This is a genomic window from Streptomyces sp. NBC_00212 (assembly GCF_045206365.1).
Lineage (GTDB): Bacteria > Actinomycetota > Actinomycetes > Streptomycetales > Streptomycetaceae > Streptomyces.
Map to the genome: position 1 here is coordinate 3,585,320 of NZ_CP108115.1, position 16,814 is coordinate 3,602,133.

A 16,814-nucleotide genomic window follows, 5' to 3' on the forward strand; every position below is an offset into this window, starting at 1 on the left:
GAAGTCTTGAATCTGCCAAAAATCCGTACTGTAGCCGTCCAGGCACACAGCACGGAACTTAGACAGTGCACGCCACCTTACCGGCGACTATGCCCCCCTAGGAACGACCAACCGGGGATGCCCCATTTGAGAGGCATCCCCGGTCGGATGTTCAAGCCATCAAGCTGTCTCAGACGAGCTCGGTGACGGTGCCGCCGGCAGCGGCAATCTTCTCCTTGGCGGAGCCGGAGACGGCGTCAACCGAAACCTGCAGCGCCACGGAGATCTCGCCCTGGCCCAGGACCTTGACGAGGCTGTTCTTGCGCACCGCGCCCTTGGCGACCAGGTCGGCCACCGTGACCTCTCCACCCTCGGGGTAGAGAGCGCCGAGCTTGTCCAGGTTCACGACCTGGTACTCGGTGCGGAACGGGTTCTTGAAGCCCTTCAGCTTCGGCAGACGCATGTGGAGGGGCATCTGCCCGCCCTCGAAGCGCTGCGGAACCTGGTAGCGGGCCTTCGTACCCTTGGTACCACGACCTGCGGTCTTACCCTTGGACGCCTCACCACGACCCACGCGGGTCTTGGCGGTCTTCGCGCCCGGGGCAGGACGGAGGTTATGGGCCTTCAGCGGGCTGTTCTCACCCATGTCAGTCAACCTCCTCAACCGTCACGAGGTGGCGGACGGTCTGCACCATGCCGCGGAACTCGGGGCGGTCCTCCTTGACAACCACGTCGTTCAGGCGCTTGAGCCCGAGCGAACGCAGGGTGTCGCGGTGGTTCTGCTTGCTGCCGATGTACGACTTCGTCTGCGTGATCTTGAGACGGGCCATTACGCACCCGCTCCCGCACGCGCACGAAGCAGAGCCGCGGGGGCGACGGCCTCGAGGGGCAGACCACGGCGAGCCGCGATCTCCTCGGGACGCTGCAGGCCCTTGAGGGCCGCCACGGTCGCGTGCACGATGTTGATCGCGTTGTCGGAGCCGAGCGACTTCGACAGGATGTCGTGAACGCCGGCGCACTCAAGCACCGCGCGCACCGGGCCACCGGCGATAACACCGGTACCGGGGGAAGCAGGCTTCAGCAGGACAACGCCGGCCGCCTTCTCGCCCTGGATCGGGTGCGGGATGGTGCCCTGGATGCGCGGAACCTTGAAGAAGTTCTTCTTGGCTTCCTCGACACCCTTGGCGATGGCCGCGGGAACTTCCTTGGCCTTGCCGTAACCGACACCTACGGTGCCGTCACCGTCGCCCACCACGACCAGCGCGGTGAAGCTGAAGCGGCGACCACCCTTGACAACCTTGGCAACGCGGTTGATCGCGACAACGCGCTCAACGTAAGCGGTCTTCTCGGCGGCAGCGCCACCGTCGCGACCCTTCCGGTCCCGCCGCTCGCCGCCACCGGCACCGCTTCCGCGGCGCTGGGGTCCAGCCATTGGATTTACCTCTCTCTGTTACGTCCGTTAGTCCCGGAACCGGGGCTTAGAACTTCAGCCCGGCTTCGCGGGCGGCGTCAGCCAGAGCGGCAATGCGCCCGGCGTACCTGTTGCCACCACGGTCGAACACGACGGTCTCGACGCCGGCGGCCTTGGCGCGCTCAGCGACCAGGGCACCGACCTGCTTGGCCTGCGCGGACTTGTCGCCCTCGCCACCGCGGATCGAAGCGTCCAGAGTCGACGCCGACGCCAGGGTGTGACCCTTGAGGTCGTCGATGACCTGAGCGGTGATACCGCGGTTGGAACGCGTCACGACGAGGCGCGGACGCTCCGCCGAACCCGACACGTGCTTGCGGATGCGGACGTGGCGACGTGCCTTCGCGGCACGCTTGTAAGCGTCGCCCTTGGCGATCTTCACACCGTATGCCATGGCTTACTTACCAGCCTTTCCGACCTTGCGGCGGATGACCTCGCCGGCGTACTTGACACCCTTGGCCTTGTACGGGTCGGGCTTCCGCAGCTTGCGGATGTTGGCGGCGACCTCGCCGACCTTCTGCTTGTCGATGCCCTCGACCGAGAACTTCGTGGGCGACTCGACCTTGAAGGTGATGCCTTCGGGGGCCTCGACGGTGATCGAGTGGCTGTATCCCAGCGCGAACTCCAGGTTGGAGCCCTTCGCCTGGACGCGGTAACCGACACCGCTGATCTCGAGCGCCTTGGTGTATCCCTGGGTCACACCGGTGATCATGTTGGCCACCAGCGTGCGGGACAGGCCGTGCAGGGCCTTGTTCTGACGCTCGTCGTTGGGGCGGGTGACGTTCAGAACGCCGTCCTCACCCTTCACGATCTCGATGGGAGCCGCAACAGCGTGCGTGAGGGAGCCCTTGGGGCCCTTCACGTGAACCGTACGGCCATCGATGGTGACGTCCACACCGGCGGGAACCTGGATGGGGAGCTTGCCGATTCGCGACATTAGCTTTTCCTCCGTTCCCTACTACCAGACGTAGGCGAGGACTTCCCCACCTACGCCCTTCTTGCCTGCCTGCTGACCGGTGAGCAGACCGTGCGACGTGGAGATGATCGCCACGCCCAGGCCGCCGAGCACCTTCGGCAGGTTGGTGGACTTCGCGTACACACGCAGACCGGGCTTCGAGATCCGCTTGATGCCCGCGATGGAGCGCTCACGGTTCGGCCCGAACTTCAGCTCGAGGACGAGGTTCTTGCCGACCTCGGCGTCCTCGACCTTCCAGCCGGTGATGAAGCCCTCCTGCTGGAGGATCTCCGCGATGTGCGACTTGATCTTGCTGTGCGGCATCACGACAGAGTCGTGGTACGCCGAGTTTGCGTTACGCAGACGAGTGAGCATGTCTGCGATCGGGTCAGTCATGGTCATGAATCGGCCTTCGGCCTCTCTCGCCGCGGTTTCCTGTATGCGCCATCCCTCTCCCCACTCAGTGGCGGGACGGGTGCGGTGCGGGGACCTACGGCGTAGTAAGTCGTTATGGGCGGCGGACGCCCAACCCCACAAGCCTACGGCATATGGAGGAGGGCATCCGCCGACCAGATACTTACCGAGAGCGTCCGGAAATTCCCAAGTCCCTAAGGACAGAGGGGAATTACCAGGAGCTCTTGGTCACGCCCGGCAGCTCGCCACGGTGAGCCATCTCACGAAGGCACACGCGGCACAGGCCGAACTTGCGGTACACGGAGTGGGGGCGACCGCAGCGCTGGCAGCGGGTGTACGCACGCACACCGAACTTGGGCTTGCGGGCAGCCTTCGCGATGAGAGCCTTCTTCGCCATCTCGCTTACGCCTCCTTGAAGGGGAAGCCGAGGTGACGAAGGAGCGCGCGGCCCTCGTCGTCGTTGGTCGCCGTGGTGACCACGGTGATGTCCATACCCCGGGTACGGTCGATCTTGTCCTGGTCGATCTCGTGGAACATGACCTGCTCGGTGAGACCGAAGGTGTAGTTGCCACGGCCGTCGAACTGCTTCGGCGACAGACCACGGAAGTCACGGATACGCGGCAGCGCGAGCGACAGCGTACGGTCCAGGAACTCCCACATGCGGTCACCACGGAGGGTGACGTGGCAGCCGATCGGCTGACCCTCACGCAGCTTGAACTGCGCGATGGACTTGCGGGCCTTGGTGACGGCCGGCTTCTGGCCGGTGATCGTGGTGAGGTCGCGAACCGCGCCATCCATCAGCTTGGAGTCGCGGGCGGCGTCGCCCACACCCATGTTGACCACGATCTTCACGAGGCCGGGAACCTGCATGACGTTCTCGTACGAGAACTCCTCACGCAGCTTGCCCGCGATCTCCTCGCGGTACTTCGTCTTGAGACGCGGAGTGGTGGTGGTAGCCATCAGATGTCCTCACCCGTCCGCTTGGCAACGCGGATCTTGTTGCCCTCGTCGTCGAAGCGGAAACCGACGCGGGTAACGACCTTGTTGCCGTCCTTCTCCACGACGAGCTGAACGTTGCTCACGTGGATCGGGGCCTCGGTCGTCACAATGCCACCGGTCTGCGAACCGCGAGCGGTCTGGCCGGCCTTGGTGTGCTTCTTGACCCGGTTGACACCCTCGACCAGGACGCGGTCCTCGCGGGGGAAGGCCGCGATGACCTTGCCCTGCTTGCCCTTGTCCTTACCGGTGATGACCTGAACCAGGTCGCCCTTCTTGATCTTCATGCTTACAGCACCTCCGGCGCGAGCGAGATGATCTTCATGAACTTCTTCTCGCGCAGCTCCCGGCCCACCGGGCCGAAGATGCGGGTGCCGCGGGGGTCGCCATCGTTCTTGAGGATGACGGCCGCGTTCTCGTCGAAGCGGATGTACGAGCCGTCCTGACGACGACGCTCCTTGACGGTGCGCACGACGACAGCCTTGACGACGTCGCCCTTCTTCACGTTGCCACCGGGGATCGCGTCCTTGACGGTGGCGACGATGACGTCACCGATACCCGCGTAGCGGCGACCGGAGCCACCGAGCACACGGATGCAAAGGATTTCCTTCGCACCAGTGTTGTCGGCGACGCGCAGTCGCGACTCCTGCTGGATCACGTCTATCTCCTGATCGTCTGCCGGTTCCCGGCGGGGGCCACGGTCCTCTTACGAGGTGCGGCCCCCGCCGAGCCTGGCGGAACCACTCTGAGGGAAACCCCCCCAGAGATTTGCTTACTTGGCCTTCTCGAGGATCTCGACGATGCGCCAGCGCTTGCTCGCCGACAGCGGACGCGTCTCCATGATGAGGACGCGGTCGCCGACACCGGCAGCGTTCTGCTCGTCGTGCGCCTTGAGCTTGTTCGTACGGCGGATGACCTTGCCGTACAGCGCGTGCTTCACACGGTCCTCGACAGCGACGACGACGGTCTTGTCCATCTTGTCGCTGACGACCAGACCCTCACGGGTCTTGCGGAAACCGCGCTGCTCAGTCGTCTCAGTCACATTCTTCTCGCTCATCAGGCGCTCTCCACCGTCTCGATGCCCAGCTCGCGCTCGCGCATCAGGGTGTAGATCCGGGCGATGTCCTTACGGACGGACTTGAGCCGCCCGTGGTTCTCGAGCTGGCCCGTCGCCGCCTGGAAGCGGAGGTTGAACAGCTCTTCCTTGGCTTCGCGGAGCTTGTTGAGAAGCTCCTCGTCGCCCAGCTCGCGCAGTTCGGACGCCTTGGTTCCGGCCGACATCACGCCTCACCTGCCTCGCGCCGGACGATGCGGCACTTCATCGGGAGCTTGTGAGCAGCTCGGGTGAGCGCCTCACGAGCAATCTTCTCGTTCGGGTAGGACAGCTCGAACATCACCCGGCCCGGGTGAACGTTCGCGACCCACCACTCCGGAGAACCCTTACCGGAACCCATGCGGGTCTCGGCAGGCTTCTTCGTCAGCGGGCGGTCCGGGTAGATGTTGATCCAGACCTTGCCGCCACGCTTGATGTGGCGGGTCATCGCGATACGAGCCGCCTCGATCTGGCGGTTGGTCACGTACGCCGGCGTGAGGGCCTGAATGCCGTACTCGCCGAACGCAACCGTCGTACCACCCTTGGCCATACCGCGGCGCTTGGGGTGGTGCTGCTTGCGGTGCTTGACCCTACGGGGGATCAGCATTTCGGTCAGGCCTCCGTTCCGGTGCTCTCAGCCGGAGCGGCGGCGGCGGGAGCCTCGGCCTTGGGGGCCTCGGCAGCCGGCGCAGCCTGCTGCGGCTTGCGGCCGCGACCGCCACGCTCGCCGCCACGGCCGCCGCGGCCACCGGCCGGACGGTCGTTGGCGCCACCACGGGCCGGACGGTTACCCGCACGGGCCGCTGCGTTCTCGGCGCGAACCTCGGCGATGTTCTTGACGTCGCCCTTGTAGATCCAGACCTTCACGCCGATGCGGCCGAAGGTCGTCTTGGCCTCGAAGAAGCCGTAGTCGATGTTCGCGCGCAGGGTGTGCAGCGGCACACGGCCTTCGCGGTAGAACTCCGAGCGGGACATCTCGGCGCCGCCGAGACGGCCACCGCACTGGATCTTGATGCCCTTGGCGCCGGCCTTCATCGTGCCCTGCATGCTCTTGCGCATGGCACGACGGAAGGAGACGCGGGAGGAGAGCTGCTCGGCAACGGCCTGAGCAACCAGCTGAGCGTCCATCTCGGGGTTCTTGACCTCGAGGATGTTCAGCTGGACCTGCTTGCCCGTGAGCTTCTCGAGGTCGCCGCGGATGCGGTCGGCCTCGGCGCCACGGCGGCCGATGACGATGCCGGGACGCGCGGTGTGGATGTCCACCCGCACGCGGTCACGGGTGCGCTCGATCTCAACCTTCGAGATGCCGGCGCGCTCCATGCCGGACGTCATCATCCGACGGATGGCGACGTCTTCCTTGACGTAGTCCTTGTACAGCTTGTCGGCGTACCAGCGGGACTTGAAGTCCGTGGTGATGCCGAGCCGGAACCCGTGCGGGTTTACCTTCTGGCCCATTACCGGGTTCCTTCCTTGCTGCTGACGACCACGGTGATGTGGCTGGTCCGCTTACGGATCCGGTAGGCACGGCCCTGAGCACGCGGACGGAACCGCTTCAGGGTCGGGCCCTCGTCCACGTACGCCTCGCTGATGACCAGCGAAGAGGCGTCGGTGTGGTCGTAGTTGTGCGCGGCGTTGGCAATGGCGCTGTCCAGCACCTTGCCGACCGGCACGCTCGCGGCCTGCGGGGCGAAACGCAGGACCGCCTGAGCCTCCGTGGCATCCATGCCACGGATAAGGTCCACCACGCGGCGGGCCTTCATGGGCGTGACGCGGATGTACCGCGCCTGGGCCCTGGCTTCCATGGTTGTCCCTTCGGTGTAAGTCATAGTCGTTACCCACCCCGCGTTAGCGGCGCTTCGACTTCCGGTCGTCCTTGACGTGGCCGCGGAAGGTGCGAGTCGGCGAGAACTCGCCGAGCTTGTGGCCGACCATCGACTCGGAGACAAACACCGGGACGTGGGTCTTGCCGTTGTGCACCGCGATCGTGTGGCCGAGCATGGCCGGGATGATCATCGAGCGACGGGACCAGGTCTTGATGACGTTCTTGGTACCAGCTTCGTTCTGGGCGTCCACCTTCTTTACGAGGTGTCCGTCGACGAAGGGTCCCTTCTTGAGACTGCGCGGCATCTAAACCCGCTCCTAGCGCTTCTTGTTCGTCTTGCGGCGGCGGACGATGTACTTGCTCGATGCCTTCTTCGGCGAGCGAGTACGACCCTCCTTCTGACCCCACGGGGAGACCGGGTGGCGACCACCACTGGTCTTGCCCTCACCACCACCGTGCGGGTGGTCAACCGGGTTCATCGCGACACCGCGGACGGACGGGCGAACGCCCTTCCAGCGCATGCGGCCGGCCTTGCCCCAGTTGATGTTCGACTGCTCGGCGTTGCCGACCTCGCCGATGGTGGCGCGGCAGCGGGCGTCGACCAGGCGAATTTCGCCGGACGGCATACGAAGGTGGGCCATCGTGCCCTCCTTCGCCAGCAGCTGCACCGAAGCACCCGCGGAGCGGGCGAACTTCGCACCGCCGCCGGGACGCAGCTCGATGGCGTGGATGGTCGTACCGACCGGGATGTTGCGCAGCGCCAGGTTGTTGCCCGGCTTGATGTCGGCCCCGGGGCCGTTCTCAACGCGGTCACCCTGGCTCAGGCCACGGGGCGCGATGATGTAGCGCTTCTCGCCGTCTGCGTAGTGCAGGAGCGCGATGCGCGCGGTGCGGTTCGGGTCGTACTCGATGTGAGCGACCTTCGCCGGCACGCCGTCCTTGTCGTGACGACGGAAGTCGATCACTCGGTAGGCGCGCTTGTGGCCACCGCCCTGGTGGCGCACGGTGATCCGGCCGGTGTTGTTACGGCCGCCCTTGCTGTGCAGAGGGCGAACCAGCGACTTCTCCGGCGTGGACCGCGTGATCTCGACAAAGTCGGCTACGGAGGAGCCACGACGGCCCGGCGTAGTCGGCTTGTACTTGCGGATTCCCATTTCTCAGTCCTCGTCCGATATTCGGACCAGGGCGCTCCGTTAGGAGGCCTGGCCGAAGATGTCGATACGGTCGCCCTCAGCAAGGGTCACGATGGCGCGCTTGGTGTCGGCGCGCTTGCCGAAACCGGTCTTCGTGCGCTTGCGCTTGCCCTGGCGGTTGATCGTGTTGACCCCGGTGACCTTGACCGAGAAGACCGCTTCCACGGCCTGCTTGATCTGGGTCTTGTTGGAGCCCGGCTTGACGACGAACGTGTACTTGTTCTCGTCGAGCAGCGCGTAGCTCTTCTCGGAAACAACCGGCTTGACAAGAATGTCGCGCGGGTCCGTGAAGGTCTTGCTGGTGATCTCGGCCATCAGGCCTCGCTCCCCTCGTTGTCATCGGCCTTGGGGCCAGACACGAAGGACTCGAAAGCGGCCTGGGTGAAGACCACGTCGTCGGAGACGATCACGTCGTACGTGTTCAGCTGGCCCGGCTCCAGGATGTGGACCTGGGGCAGGTTGCGGGCGGACAGCCACGCGGCCTCGTCGGCGCGCTCGACGACCAGGAGCAGGTTGCTGCGCTCCGAGATCTTGCCGAACAGCGTCTTGGCGGCCTTGGTGGAAGCCGTTCCGTCGACCACGCCGGTGACGACGTGGATGCGCGAGTGGCGCGCCCGGTCGGAGAGGGCACCGCGCAGGGCGGCGACCTTCATCTTCTTCGGGGTGCGCTGCGAGTAGTCACGCGGCTGCGGGCCGTGGACGACGCCACCGCCGGCGAACTGCGGCGCACGGGTCGAACCCTGGCGCGCGCGGCCGGTGCCCTTCTGGCGGTAAGGCTTCTTGCCACCACCGCGGACTTCGCCACGGGTCTTGGTCTTGTGCGTGCCCTGGCGGGCAGCTGCCAGCTGAGCGACGACGACCTGGTGGATCAGCGGAACGCTGGTCTTCGCGTCGAAGATCTCCGAGGGGAGCTCGACGGTACCGGCCTTGTCGCCTGCCGGCGAAAGGATGTCAATGGTGCTCATTACCTCAAGCCCCCTTGGCCGCGGTACGGACCAGGACGAGGCCGCCGTTCGGACCGGGGACCGCGCCCTTGATGAGCAGCAGACCCTTCTCCGCGTCAACCGCGTGGATGGTCAGGTTCTGGGTGGTGACACGCTCGTTGCCCATGCGGCCCGCCATGCGGACGCCCTTGAACACACGGCCAGGGGTGGCGCAGCCACCGATGGAACCGGGCGAGCGGTGCTTGCGCTGCACACCGTGACCGGCGCCCAGGCCCTTGAAGTTGTGACGCTTCATGACACCGGCGAAGCCCTTGCCCTTGCTCTTGCCCGTGACGTCAACCTTGACGCCGGACTCGAACACCTCGGCAGTGATCTCCTGGCCCAGCGTGTACTCGCTGGCGTCAGGGGTGCGGAGCTCCACCAGGTGGCGGCGCGGGGTCACGTCGGCCTTGGCGAAGTGGCCCTTGAGGGGCTTGTTCACCTTGCGCGGGTCGATCTCGCCGAAGGCGATCTGTACCGACTCGTAGCCGTCGACGTCGTTGGTGCGAACCTGCGTCACGACACACGGCCCGGCCTTGACGACGGTCACCGGGACGACCCGGTTGTTCTCGTCCCAGACCTGGGTCATGCCGAGCTTCTCGCCCAGGACGCCCTTGATGTTCTTGCTCATCTCGGCCCGTCCCTTCAGAGCTTGATCTCGATGTCGACACCGGCCGGGAGGTCGAGGCGCATCAGCGAGTCAACCGTCTTCGGCGTGGGGTCGAGGATGTCGATGAGGCGCTTGTGCGTGCGCATCTCGAAGTGCTCGCGAGAGTCCTTGTACTTGTGCGGCGACTTGATGACGCAGTACACGTTCTTCTCAGTGGGCAGCGGCACCGGGCCTGCGACCGACGCACCAGTGCGGGTCACCGTCTCGACGATCTTCTTCGCCGAGGAGTCGATGACCTCGTGGTCGTAGGCCTTGAGCCGGATGCGGATCTTCTGTCCCGCCATGGCTACCTAGTAGTCCTTTGTCTCGTAACGCTCTGGAACCCGGGGGTTCTACCAACTCTGTCTCCGACCCACGCGGTCGGGCGTGTCGCACTCCCTCTACGCAGAGATCCCATACGGGATTTCCCAACCAAGGGGATGCGGGCCACAGGACCTCGCAGTCGGGGGCAGAACACCCACCGGACGCCTGGCCGGAGCCCCGCTGACACTTCCCGGAAGATTCCCGTACGTCCGCCCCTGATCAGGGGCGACGAGTACTGTGGGACTCGCTTCCGGTCCTCCCGGCGGGAGGCGCGCAGCATCGGCACTCAACCGAGCAACCCCGACAGTCTGCCATACGGGGCCATGGCCTGGCCAATCGCAGCGGGGAAGCGTACCCCACGTCACAGGGGCTCACGCATTCGGCACGCGGCCGAGCGGCACTCAGCGCCATTGCTGCACGTCGACGAGGGTGCCCTCGACCACATCCGGCCTGCCCCAGAAGTCTCCGACCTGGGTGGATACGACGACGATGGGCTGTCCGTCCGCGTCCGGGTACGCCTGCGTCCAGTGCTTCGACCACCAGGGCCATGCCCCAGACAGTCGCCGACCGAGGCTACTTGTCGTAGCCCCTCTCGACCGATTGCCCATCGTGGGTCCAACGAACGACCAGGCCACGGCCAGGCGAGAGTGATCATTTGAGTATTTCCACGAGTTCATCGATGGGGATCAGCCTGCCGCAATGCGCTGGATTGATGATCCGGAACTCGCCCCCCCGTCTGGCGTGTCCGAGGTCAGGACGTCTGCGGCGCGGCACGCCACCGACGGATCGTCACCGTTCTTCAAGAAGGTCATCTACGTACTCGAGCAAGGATTCAGCCATCTCCCTTCGGTTGATCTCGCGAAGATGCGCAATGCTCTCCAGATCTGTCAATCCTCCGGCGCCCAACTCCAAGAGCGCATGCAGTTGCGATTCAAGCGCAGCAGGATCAGATTCGCATGACGCGCTGGCCGAAAGGACTCCAGCGAGAACTGTTCCATCCGCCCGCGAACAACTACCCACCCAGTCGCAGACGATGTCAGCGACCATTTCACGCTTCCGCGCATCTACGGAGACGAGGCCGCGAACCAATTCGACCAACTGCTCGGAGTTCACTGGATTTAGACCTCTCCGCTTCAATAGGGCAGGGGATGTTCGGCGGGCCATGGAATGTGCGTCCCGTTGGCGGCATCTGGGTTGTAGTGCGGGCTATTAGGGTTATGAACCTGACGATGATAGAGGTTTCCCTCCAAGTCTTGATACTTTCCGCCGATGGAGATCCGGTAGACGTCACCCGTCGCCGCGTGCGACCCTGCTGGGGCCGTGGCGTCGGGTCCGTGTATCCGCATGCGCACGACGTTACCCGTTTGACTGTCTGTCCATTTGTATTCCACTCCCACCTGCGCTCCGCCGTTACTGTCAGGGGTCAGCTTCCTCACTTGGGCATCCGAAGGCACAATATCCAAAGGGTTATGGCCTCGTAGATCCCACCCACCATCAAGGATCCGGGTCGGGCAAGGCGAAAGACCGAGTGGGTCAGTCCAGGTGTGTGGATTTTCCACATACGAGACTGGATTTGGAGCCGGCTCCAGCCCCATGGGGTCGCTTGCGAGATAGCGAGCAGCTTCAGATTCGTAATACCGAAAGCAGTTGTAATGCAGCCCCGTCTCCGGGTCGAAGTACTGGCCCGGGAAGCGGAGCGGGGTGTAGGCGCGGGCGTCTGTGTTCCAGGTGGTGGTGCCCCACAGGGTTGAGCGGGTGCGCCAGGCTATTTCGCCCTGCTCGTCCACCAGCTCGCTCGGGGTGCCGATCAGGTCGGTGACTATCGCGAAGAAGCGTTCGTCGATCGAGCCGGCGGGCAGGTCTGGGGACGATATTCGTTCGGTCTGGGCTATCGGGCGCAGGCCCGCGTGGTCCCAGGTGAGGGAGACCGCCGCCGGGGACGCCGATGAAGTGGTCGTCTGTTCGCACAGCGTCGTGCCGTCCCACGTGAACGACACCCGCTCCGCCACCGCCTCGCCCGCCATCCGCTCCTTCGCGATGCGGCGGCCCAGCGGGTCGTAGCGGTAGCGCCACACCGTGCCGTCGGGGGTGACGACCGAGGTCAGGCGGTCTTCCGGGTCCCACGTGTACCGCCAGGTGTCCGGCTTGCGAGAGAGGCGCTGCTTCTGGCGCAGGGTGACGCGGCCCTGGGCGTCGTGTTCGTAGCGGACCGAGCCCGCCCGGGTTATTCGGGTGCCCGTGTACGCGCGGGCGCCCAGGGCGTCCTGGCCCGGGTGGGCCGCGGGCCAGGACGCCTCCGTCTGGTTGCCCGCCGCGTCGTAGGCGTACCGCTCCGACCAGTCCCCCGCCCGGACCGCCGTCACCCGGCCCGCCGCGTCCAGGTCGAAGCGGCGCGAGCCGGAGAGCTGGTCGTCCACGCCGGTCAGGTTGCCGTCGGCGCGGTAGTGGTAGGCGCGGCGCTGGATGGATTCGCCCTGCGCTCCGGTCACCGCCAGGTCCGTGAGGCGGCCCAGCGGGTCGAACGCGTGGGCCAGGGTGATCGTTTCCCCGAAGCGGCGCATCAGCTCCCGCCCGGCCGCGTCGTGCGCGAACGACACCGTCCGGCCGGAAGTGGTCAGCTCGGTGCGGTTGCCCGCCGCGTCGTACGTCCAGGAACTGGCCGACCCGCCCGGCGTCTTCCGCCCATTGCGGCGCCCCAACTCATCGTAGGAATAAGACAGTTCACGGCCGTTGACCGTCTCCGACCTCACCCGCCCGTGCCGGTCGCGCAGCAGCACCACCGTCGCGTCGGGACTACTCGCCTGGGCGAGCTGGTCGAAGATGTCGTACGCGAAGGTGGTGACCGCGCCCTCGACGTCCTTGCGGACCGTCTGGCCGAGCTCGTTGCGCTCGTACCGGATCGTTTCGCCGAGCCCGTTGGTGCGCGCGGCCAGGCGGCCCGCCGCGTCGTAGGCGTACCCGAGTGTGCGGCCGTCGAAGTCGGTCTCCGCGATGAGCCGCCCGGCTGGGTCGTAGGCGTAACTCCATTCCAGGCCCTGCGGGTTGACGACTTTGGTCAGGCGCAAGTGGGCGTCATGCTCGAACGCGTAGCGCACGCCGTCCGGGCCGGTGCGGGCCGTCAGGAGGTCGAAGTCCGTGTACTCGAAGCGGGAGACGGCGCCCAGCGGGTCGGTGTGGCTGGTGCAGTTGCCCTCGCCGTCGTACGTCCAGGACTCCTCGCTGCCATCGGGGGCGGTGCGGCGCGCGAGCCTGCCTTCCACCGTCCAGGTCAGGCGCGTGGTCGAGCCCAGCGGGTCGGTGATCGCGATCGGCCGGCCGAAGGCGTCCCGCTCGTAGCGGGTGACCGCGCCCAGCGGGTCGGTGATGTCCAGCGGCAGCCCGGCACGGTCGCACCGGATGCGGGTGATGTGTCCGAGGCCGTCCGCCACCGTGGCGAGGTGGCCCGCCTCGTCGTACGTGAACTCGGTGCGCACCCCGGCCGCGTCGGTGACCGAGGTGCGGTTGCCGCGCTCGTCGAAGGTCTGACGCACGGTCCGGCCGTCGGCGCCGGTCACCCGGACCGGCAGCCCCGCCTCGTCGTAGGCGATCGTCGTCCGGCGTCCGTCGGGTCGTACGACCTCCGTGGGACGGCCCGCCTCGTCGTACGGACCGGGTCGTGTGCCCCAGCGGGTCGGTGCGGGACAGCGGGCGGTTGTAGCGGTCCAGCTCGAAGCGGGTCGTCCCGCCGGTCGCGTCGATGTGGCCGACGACCTGCTCGCGGTCGTTGATCAGATAGCGCTCGTCGTGGCCGGCCGCGTTCGTGACGGTCGTCGTCCGCAGTCCGTCGGCCGGGTCCGGCTCGCTGTAGGCGAACCGCGAACTCATGTGCCCGTTGGTCCCGGACTGGGCCACGCAGCGGTGGCGGTCGTCGTAGACGTAGTCGAAGTGGCTGTCGTTGGTGCCCGTCCACGAGGTGATGCGGGCGTGCTCGTCGTAGCCGAAGCGCAGCGGGCGGCCACAGGAGTTGAGGACCTCGGTGAGGTGGCCGCCGGTGTAGCCGTAGCGCAGGATCTGCTGGTCGCTGCCGTCCGGCGCCGCGCCCGCCAGGTGCAGGGCGGTGATCCGGCCCTCGGTCGTGGTGAGCTTCAGGCGGTAGCCGCCGTGGTGGGCGATCTCGGTGGGGGTGCCTTCGGCGTCGTACTCGAAGGTGATCCAGTTGCCGTTGCGGTCGTCGAGCTGGTCCAGCAGGGCGAGCTCGTCGTTGTGGAGCACGAAGTGCCGCGTCAGGCCGGTGCCCGGGTCCGTGACGGTGTACGTGTCGCCGTCGCGGTCCAGCGGCCAGCGGGAGCCACCGTGCGCGGGCAGCGTGGGCACGCCGGGCGCGGGGTGCGGATAGGACAGCAGGCTGCCGTCCTCGCGGACGAAGATCACGCCTGCCGCGTCGATCTCCAGGCGCTGGTCGATCAAGCTCGCCCAGCTCGGCCCGAACCAGCGGCCCAGGCGGTACGCCGACCCGAAGGCGCGCCGGAAGACGAACGGCAGGGCACCGGGCAGCGCGAGGTCCGTCTGCGGCAGCACCATCCGGCCGGTGGCCACGTCGACCGGGTCCTCCACGCACTCCATCTCATTCTCGGTACGGCTGGAACCGTGCGGTTCGTGCTCATAGGCTCCGCGGGCCGTGTCGTCGACCGCGCCCTCGAAGCCCTCCCTGATCCCCGCTCCTGCACCTTCCTTCGCGGCCTCCTTGACCCCGAGCTCGGCCGCGGCCCTCACTCCGGACGCCGCGAAGGCCTCGGGATCGGCAAGGTTGTCCAGCAGACGGCCGCCGAACTCGGCCGGGTCGTGCTTGGCGTCGTTCCACGCGCTCTTGATCGCCCGCTCCGGGTGGGCGTCCATGGAGACGAGGCCGGTGAGCGTGGTGGCGACGCCCTTCTCGTACTCGGCCGGGTGCAGGAGGTTGTAGGGGTCCTGGGGGTTGAGGCTGCGGGCGAAGTTCAGGATGTCGGCGCCGCCCTTGATGACGCCCGTGAAGACATGGTCGAGCTCGATCGATCCGCCTGCCATGAGGTCCTTGTAATCGCCGCCCAGGCGGGACAGCGGCGGCGGTTCTGCCGGAGCGGCGGCCAGGGCTCCCTGCACCATGCCGCGCGCCGTGACCGCGGCGCCGTTGCGCTGGCGGCGGGCCTCGGCGAGGACCTCCTGGGCGCGCTGGCGTTTGGCGAGGCCCGGGTCGGCGAACGGGCCCGGCCGCGGCCCGGGATCCTGATGGCTGCCTACCTTGTCGTTGTAGGCGTCGACCTGCTTGTTGTACGCCTCGACCGCCTTCTGGGAGTCCTGCTCGCCCTCCCGGTACAGCTCGATGGCCTCCTGCGCCTTGCTCTGCGCCCACTCGACGGTCCCGGCGTAGTGGCCGAGGGCGCCGGACGCGTCGTGGCAGGCGAAGGACGCCTCGTCCCACTTGGCGGGGTGCATCGCGAACTGGGCGCGGAAGGCGTCGGCGGCCTGCCCCTTCCAGCTCCCGGAGTCCAGCCGGCGCATGCCCTGGCCGACCTTGCCGAACGCGGTCGCGAAGTCGGCGAGGTGCTTGGCGTTGGCCCGGATCGTCTTCGGGTTGCCGTGGACGAGGTCGTTGAACAGGTCGGTCTGCCCGAGCTGCTTCTCATCGACGTGGGCGCCGAGCTCGGCCGCGACGGCGTCACCGAAGTCGTCCACCTGGTCGGCCAGATGGTGCGCGCCGACCCGGTCCAGGAGACCGCTCGTGACGTGCGCGCCTTCATCGACGGCGCTGCCGACCGCCTTCTTGCCGGCGTCGATCCCCTCCTCGACCTTGCCCAGGCCCTTGTTCAGCAGGTTCTTCCCGCCGTCGACCAAGCCCCCGAAATCCACCATCAGCCCTGGCCCCCGCCGTTCGTGCCCTGCTGTTTCGCCCGCTCCTCGGGCGACGGGCCGAACTCGTCGTCCCGCCACTGGGCCAGTGCGTCCCCCTGCCCGGAGGCCTCCACGCCCAGCACGAGCGGATTCAGCTTGCTGTCGGTGACGTCCCGGCCGGCGTCCTTCATGCTCTGCCAGATGTCCGCGTCGGCCTTCTGGAAGGACTCGGGGCTGAAATCGGCGTGCGCGTACATGTTGTTGTCGACCAGGTCACCCCAGGACATGCCGGTGACCTGGTCCTCGGTCGCATGGGGGTTGCCCATCGCCGAGTTCGCGAGGACCTTGAACCCGCCCTGGATGTACTGGTCCTCCTCGTACATGATCCCGGCCGACAGCCCCGCCTTCAGGGCGAAGCCGTTGCCCTCCTGCACGAGCGCCCGCACGCCCCACTCCCAGCGCTCGCAGAACGACTTGAACGTCTCCGTCAGCCCGTCGTCACCCAGCTCAAGCCCGCTCATCGCCATCGAGTCGAACCCGCGGCCCATCCCGGCCTCCCCGATGAGCCCGAGTTCCTTCAGCTCGCTCAGCGCCCCGTTGATGCCCTGCGTGATCAGCGCCATGGCCTCCGGCGGAACCCGCAGATCCCCATCGCCCCCGCCGCTCATGCCCCGCCCGTCCCTTCAATTGCATACGCTCCGGCGTCGACCGCCACGGCCTCCGGCACGATCCCGGCGACCGGCGGGAACACCACGCCGTCCGCGCTCCCCGCATCGAGCGCGACCCCGGCCGGCACCCCGAGCGCGAGCACCGCGACGTCCAACAGCCGTGCACCGAGCACCCGTTGGTACGCCCACCCCTCGGCGCTTTCACTGCGTGCGATCGCGAACCGGGCCAGCGCCGCCTCGTCGGAGAACGCGCAGATCCACCGGATCCCACCCCACTCGGCGGTCCACCACCCACCCTCGACCGCGGGCACCAACACTGCCGTACGACGGAACTCACCCAGCAACGCCGCGAATTCACGCCGCCTCTGCCGCCCCGCAGGCCCCCCGGATATCTCCACGCCCCGCAGAATCACATAGCCCCGT

At 66.9% G+C, this 16,814-nt stretch carries 24 protein-coding genes and 1 pseudogene; all 25 read right to left on the bottom strand.

All coding sequences use genetic code 11. The features are described 5' to 3' along the window. Positions 1-169: 169 nt before the first annotated feature. The gene (gene rplO / locus OHA17_RS16235) at positions 170-625 is read right to left on the bottom strand and encodes a 50S ribosomal protein L15 (RefSeq protein WP_398875696.1); all 456 of its coding nucleotides are present in this window, start codon (positions 623-625) and stop codon (positions 170-172) included. Between the two features lies 1 nt (position 626). Then, on the bottom strand, positions 627-809 hold the full coding sequence (gene rpmD / locus OHA17_RS16240) for a 50S ribosomal protein L30 (RefSeq protein WP_053682614.1): 183 nt from the start codon (positions 807-809) through the stop codon (positions 627-629). After that, positions 809-1,411, bottom strand: a complete 603-nt coding sequence (rpsE, locus tag OHA17_RS16245; RefSeq protein ID WP_053727616.1) for a 30S ribosomal protein S5 — start codon at positions 1,409-1,411, stop codon at positions 809-811. Before rpsE ends, rpmD begins: the two co-directional genes overlap by 1 nt. A 46-nt stretch (positions 1,412-1,457) precedes the next feature. Next, entirely contained in the window at positions 1,458-1,841 is a 384-nt protein-coding gene (rplR, locus tag OHA17_RS16250; RefSeq protein WP_406507250.1) for a 50S ribosomal protein L18, read from the bottom strand. A gap of 3 nt (positions 1,842-1,844) precedes the next feature. Further along, positions 1,845-2,384: a 50S ribosomal protein L6 gene (rplF, locus tag OHA17_RS16255; RefSeq protein WP_189963077.1), complete on the bottom strand. Its 540-nt coding sequence runs from the start codon at positions 2,382-2,384 to the stop codon at positions 1,845-1,847. 21 nt (positions 2,385-2,405) lie between these two features. Next, on the bottom strand, positions 2,406-2,804 hold the full coding sequence (gene rpsH / locus OHA17_RS16260) for a 30S ribosomal protein S8 (RefSeq protein WP_003966947.1): 399 nt from the start codon (positions 2,802-2,804) through the stop codon (positions 2,406-2,408). Between the two features lie 223 nt (positions 2,805-3,027). After that, on the bottom strand, positions 3,028-3,213 hold the full coding sequence (locus OHA17_RS16265; RefSeq protein WP_003956452.1) for a type Z 30S ribosomal protein S14: 186 nt from the start codon (positions 3,211-3,213) through the stop codon (positions 3,028-3,030). A 5-nt stretch (positions 3,214-3,218) separates the two neighbouring features. Beyond that, positions 3,219-3,776, bottom strand: a complete 558-nt coding sequence (rplE, locus tag OHA17_RS16270; protein WP_053727613.1) for a 50S ribosomal protein L5 — start codon at positions 3,774-3,776, stop codon at positions 3,219-3,221. Next, positions 3,776-4,099 (bottom strand): 50S ribosomal protein L24, encoded by a 324-nt coding sequence (gene rplX / locus OHA17_RS16275; protein ID WP_053727612.1) that lies wholly within the window; start codon positions 4,097-4,099, stop codon positions 3,776-3,778. Before rplX ends, rplE begins: the two co-directional genes overlap by 1 nt. Before the next feature lie 2 nt (positions 4,100-4,101). Continuing rightward, complete coding sequence (gene rplN, locus OHA17_RS16280; protein ID WP_053727611.1) at positions 4,102-4,470, bottom strand: 50S ribosomal protein L14; 369 nt, start codon at positions 4,468-4,470, stop codon at positions 4,102-4,104. 114 nt (positions 4,471-4,584) lie between these two features. Continuing rightward, positions 4,585-4,869: a 30S ribosomal protein S17 gene (rpsQ, locus tag OHA17_RS16285; protein WP_008739702.1), complete on the bottom strand. Its 285-nt coding sequence runs from the start codon at positions 4,867-4,869 to the stop codon at positions 4,585-4,587. After that, positions 4,869-5,093, bottom strand: coding sequence for a 50S ribosomal protein L29 (rpmC, locus tag OHA17_RS16290; protein ID WP_003966952.1), 225 nt, complete (start codon positions 5,091-5,093; stop codon positions 4,869-4,871). The genes rpsQ and rpmC overlap by 1 nt, the downstream gene beginning before the upstream one ends. Then, positions 5,093-5,512: a 50S ribosomal protein L16 gene (gene rplP, locus OHA17_RS16295; protein ID WP_053727610.1), complete on the bottom strand. Its 420-nt coding sequence runs from the start codon at positions 5,510-5,512 to the stop codon at positions 5,093-5,095. The genes rpmC and rplP overlap by 1 nt, the downstream gene beginning before the upstream one ends. Before the next feature lie 5 nt (positions 5,513-5,517). Beyond that, the gene (gene rpsC, locus OHA17_RS16300) at positions 5,518-6,360 is read right to left on the bottom strand and encodes a 30S ribosomal protein S3 (RefSeq protein WP_053727609.1); all 843 of its coding nucleotides are present in this window, start codon (positions 6,358-6,360) and stop codon (positions 5,518-5,520) included. Further along, positions 6,360-6,707, bottom strand: coding sequence for a 50S ribosomal protein L22 (rplV, locus tag OHA17_RS16305; protein WP_004571827.1), 348 nt, complete (start codon positions 6,705-6,707; stop codon positions 6,360-6,362). The genes rpsC and rplV overlap by 1 nt, the downstream gene beginning before the upstream one ends. A 43-nt stretch (positions 6,708-6,750) precedes the next feature. Then, on the bottom strand, positions 6,751-7,032 hold the full coding sequence (gene rpsS, locus OHA17_RS16310; RefSeq protein ID WP_100578122.1) for a 30S ribosomal protein S19: 282 nt from the start codon (positions 7,030-7,032) through the stop codon (positions 6,751-6,753). Between the two features lie 12 nt (positions 7,033-7,044). Further along, complete coding sequence (gene rplB, locus OHA17_RS16315) at positions 7,045-7,881, bottom strand: 50S ribosomal protein L2 (RefSeq protein WP_406507251.1); 837 nt, start codon at positions 7,879-7,881, stop codon at positions 7,045-7,047. Positions 7,882-7,920: 39 nt separating this feature from the next. After that, on the bottom strand, positions 7,921-8,235 hold the full coding sequence (rplW, locus tag OHA17_RS16320) for a 50S ribosomal protein L23 (protein ID WP_100578120.1): 315 nt from the start codon (positions 8,233-8,235) through the stop codon (positions 7,921-7,923). Further along, the gene (gene rplD, locus OHA17_RS16325; protein ID WP_406507252.1) at positions 8,235-8,885 is read right to left on the bottom strand and encodes a 50S ribosomal protein L4; all 651 of its coding nucleotides are present in this window, start codon (positions 8,883-8,885) and stop codon (positions 8,235-8,237) included. Before rplD ends, rplW begins: the two co-directional genes overlap by 1 nt. Before the next feature lie 4 nt (positions 8,886-8,889). Beyond that, complete coding sequence (gene rplC, locus OHA17_RS16330) at positions 8,890-9,534, bottom strand: 50S ribosomal protein L3 (protein ID WP_053727604.1); 645 nt, start codon at positions 9,532-9,534, stop codon at positions 8,890-8,892. A gap of 14 nt (positions 9,535-9,548) precedes the next feature. After that, positions 9,549-9,857, bottom strand: coding sequence for a 30S ribosomal protein S10 (rpsJ, locus tag OHA17_RS16335; RefSeq protein ID WP_003948644.1), 309 nt, complete (start codon positions 9,855-9,857; stop codon positions 9,549-9,551). 808 nt (positions 9,858-10,665) lie between these two features. Then, positions 10,666-10,989 carry a hypothetical protein gene (locus tag OHA17_RS16340; protein ID WP_406507253.1) on the bottom strand — a complete coding sequence of 108 codons (324 nt, stop codon included), beginning with the start codon at positions 10,987-10,989 and terminating at the stop codon, positions 10,666-10,668. A gap of 20 nt (positions 10,990-11,009) precedes the next feature. Then, positions 11,010-15,744: pseudogene (locus tag OHA17_RS16345) on the bottom strand (putative T7SS-secreted protein). Then, the gene (locus OHA17_RS16350; protein WP_406507254.1) at positions 15,744-16,391 is read right to left on the bottom strand and encodes a hypothetical protein; all 648 of its coding nucleotides are present in this window, start codon (positions 16,389-16,391) and stop codon (positions 15,744-15,746) included. Before OHA17_RS16350 ends, OHA17_RS16345 begins: the two are co-directional and overlap by 1 nt. Beyond that, positions 16,388-16,804 carry an SseB family protein gene (locus tag OHA17_RS16355; RefSeq protein WP_406507255.1) on the bottom strand — a complete coding sequence of 139 codons (417 nt, stop codon included), beginning with the start codon at positions 16,802-16,804 and terminating at the stop codon, positions 16,388-16,390. The genes OHA17_RS16350 and OHA17_RS16355 overlap by 4 nt, the downstream gene beginning before the upstream one ends. Positions 16,805-16,814: the final 10 nt, after the last annotated feature.

What these genes read in the sequence shown, in the direction of transcription:
- rplW (WP_100578120.1), bottom strand. Translation starts at nt 8,235, where the DNA reads ATGGCCGAGATCACCAGCAAGACCTTCACGGACCCGCGCGACATTCTT.
- rpmC (WP_003966952.1), bottom strand. Translation starts at nt 5,093, where the DNA reads ATGTCGGCCGGAACCAAGGCGTCCGAACTGCGCGAGCTGGGCGACGAG.
- rpsQ (WP_008739702.1), bottom strand. Translation starts at nt 4,869, where the DNA reads ATGAGCGAGAAGAATGTGACTGAGACGACTGAGCAGCGCGGTTTCCGC.
- rplE (WP_053727613.1), bottom strand. Translation starts at nt 3,776, where the DNA reads ATGGCTACCACCACCACTCCGCGTCTCAAGACGAAGTACCGCGAGGAG.
- rpsC (WP_053727609.1), bottom strand. Translation starts at nt 6,360, where the DNA reads ATGGGCCAGAAGGTAAACCCGCACGGGTTCCGGCTCGGCATCACCACG.
- rpsE (WP_053727616.1), bottom strand. Translation starts at nt 1,411, where the DNA reads ATGGCTGGACCCCAGCGCCGCGGAAGCGGTGCCGGTGGCGGCGAGCGG.
- rplF (WP_189963077.1), bottom strand. Translation starts at nt 2,384, where the DNA reads ATGTCGCGAATCGGCAAGCTCCCCATCCAGGTTCCCGCCGGTGTGGAC.
- rpmD (WP_053682614.1), bottom strand. Translation starts at nt 809, where the DNA reads ATGGCCCGTCTCAAGATCACGCAGACGAAGTCGTACATCGGCAGCAAG.
- rpsS (WP_100578122.1), bottom strand. Translation starts at nt 7,032, where the DNA reads ATGCCGCGCAGTCTCAAGAAGGGACCCTTCGTCGACGGACACCTCGTA.
- rplC (WP_053727604.1), bottom strand. Translation starts at nt 9,534, where the DNA reads ATGAGCAAGAACATCAAGGGCGTCCTGGGCGAGAAGCTCGGCATGACC.
- OHA17_RS16350 (WP_406507254.1), bottom strand. Translation starts at nt 16,391, where the DNA reads ATGAGCGGCGGGGGCGATGGGGATCTGCGGGTTCCGCCGGAGGCCATG.
- rplX (WP_053727612.1), bottom strand. Translation starts at nt 4,099, where the DNA reads ATGAAGATCAAGAAGGGCGACCTGGTTCAGGTCATCACCGGTAAGGAC.
- rplR (WP_406507250.1), bottom strand. Translation starts at nt 1,841, where the DNA reads ATGGCATACGGTGTGAAGATCGCCAAGGGCGACGCTTACAAGCGTGCC.
- OHA17_RS16265 (WP_003956452.1), bottom strand. Translation starts at nt 3,213, where the DNA reads ATGGCGAAGAAGGCTCTCATCGCGAAGGCTGCCCGCAAGCCCAAGTTC.
- rplO (WP_398875696.1), bottom strand. Translation starts at nt 625, where the DNA reads ATGGGTGAGAACAGCCCGCTGAAGGCCCATAACCTCCGTCCTGCCCCG.
- rplP (WP_053727610.1), bottom strand. Translation starts at nt 5,512, where the DNA reads ATGCTGATCCCCCGTAGGGTCAAGCACCGCAAGCAGCACCACCCCAAG.
- rpsJ (WP_003948644.1), bottom strand. Translation starts at nt 9,857, where the DNA reads ATGGCGGGACAGAAGATCCGCATCCGGCTCAAGGCCTACGACCACGAG.
- rplV (WP_004571827.1), bottom strand. Translation starts at nt 6,707, where the DNA reads ATGGAAGCCAGGGCCCAGGCGCGGTACATCCGCGTCACGCCCATGAAG.
- rplB (WP_406507251.1), bottom strand. Translation starts at nt 7,881, where the DNA reads ATGGGAATCCGCAAGTACAAGCCGACTACGCCGGGCCGTCGTGGCTCC.
- rplD (WP_406507252.1), bottom strand. Translation starts at nt 8,885, where the DNA reads ATGAGCACCATTGACATCCTTTCGCCGGCAGGCGACAAGGCCGGTACC.
- rpsH (WP_003966947.1), bottom strand. Translation starts at nt 2,804, where the DNA reads ATGACCATGACTGACCCGATCGCAGACATGCTCACTCGTCTGCGTAAC.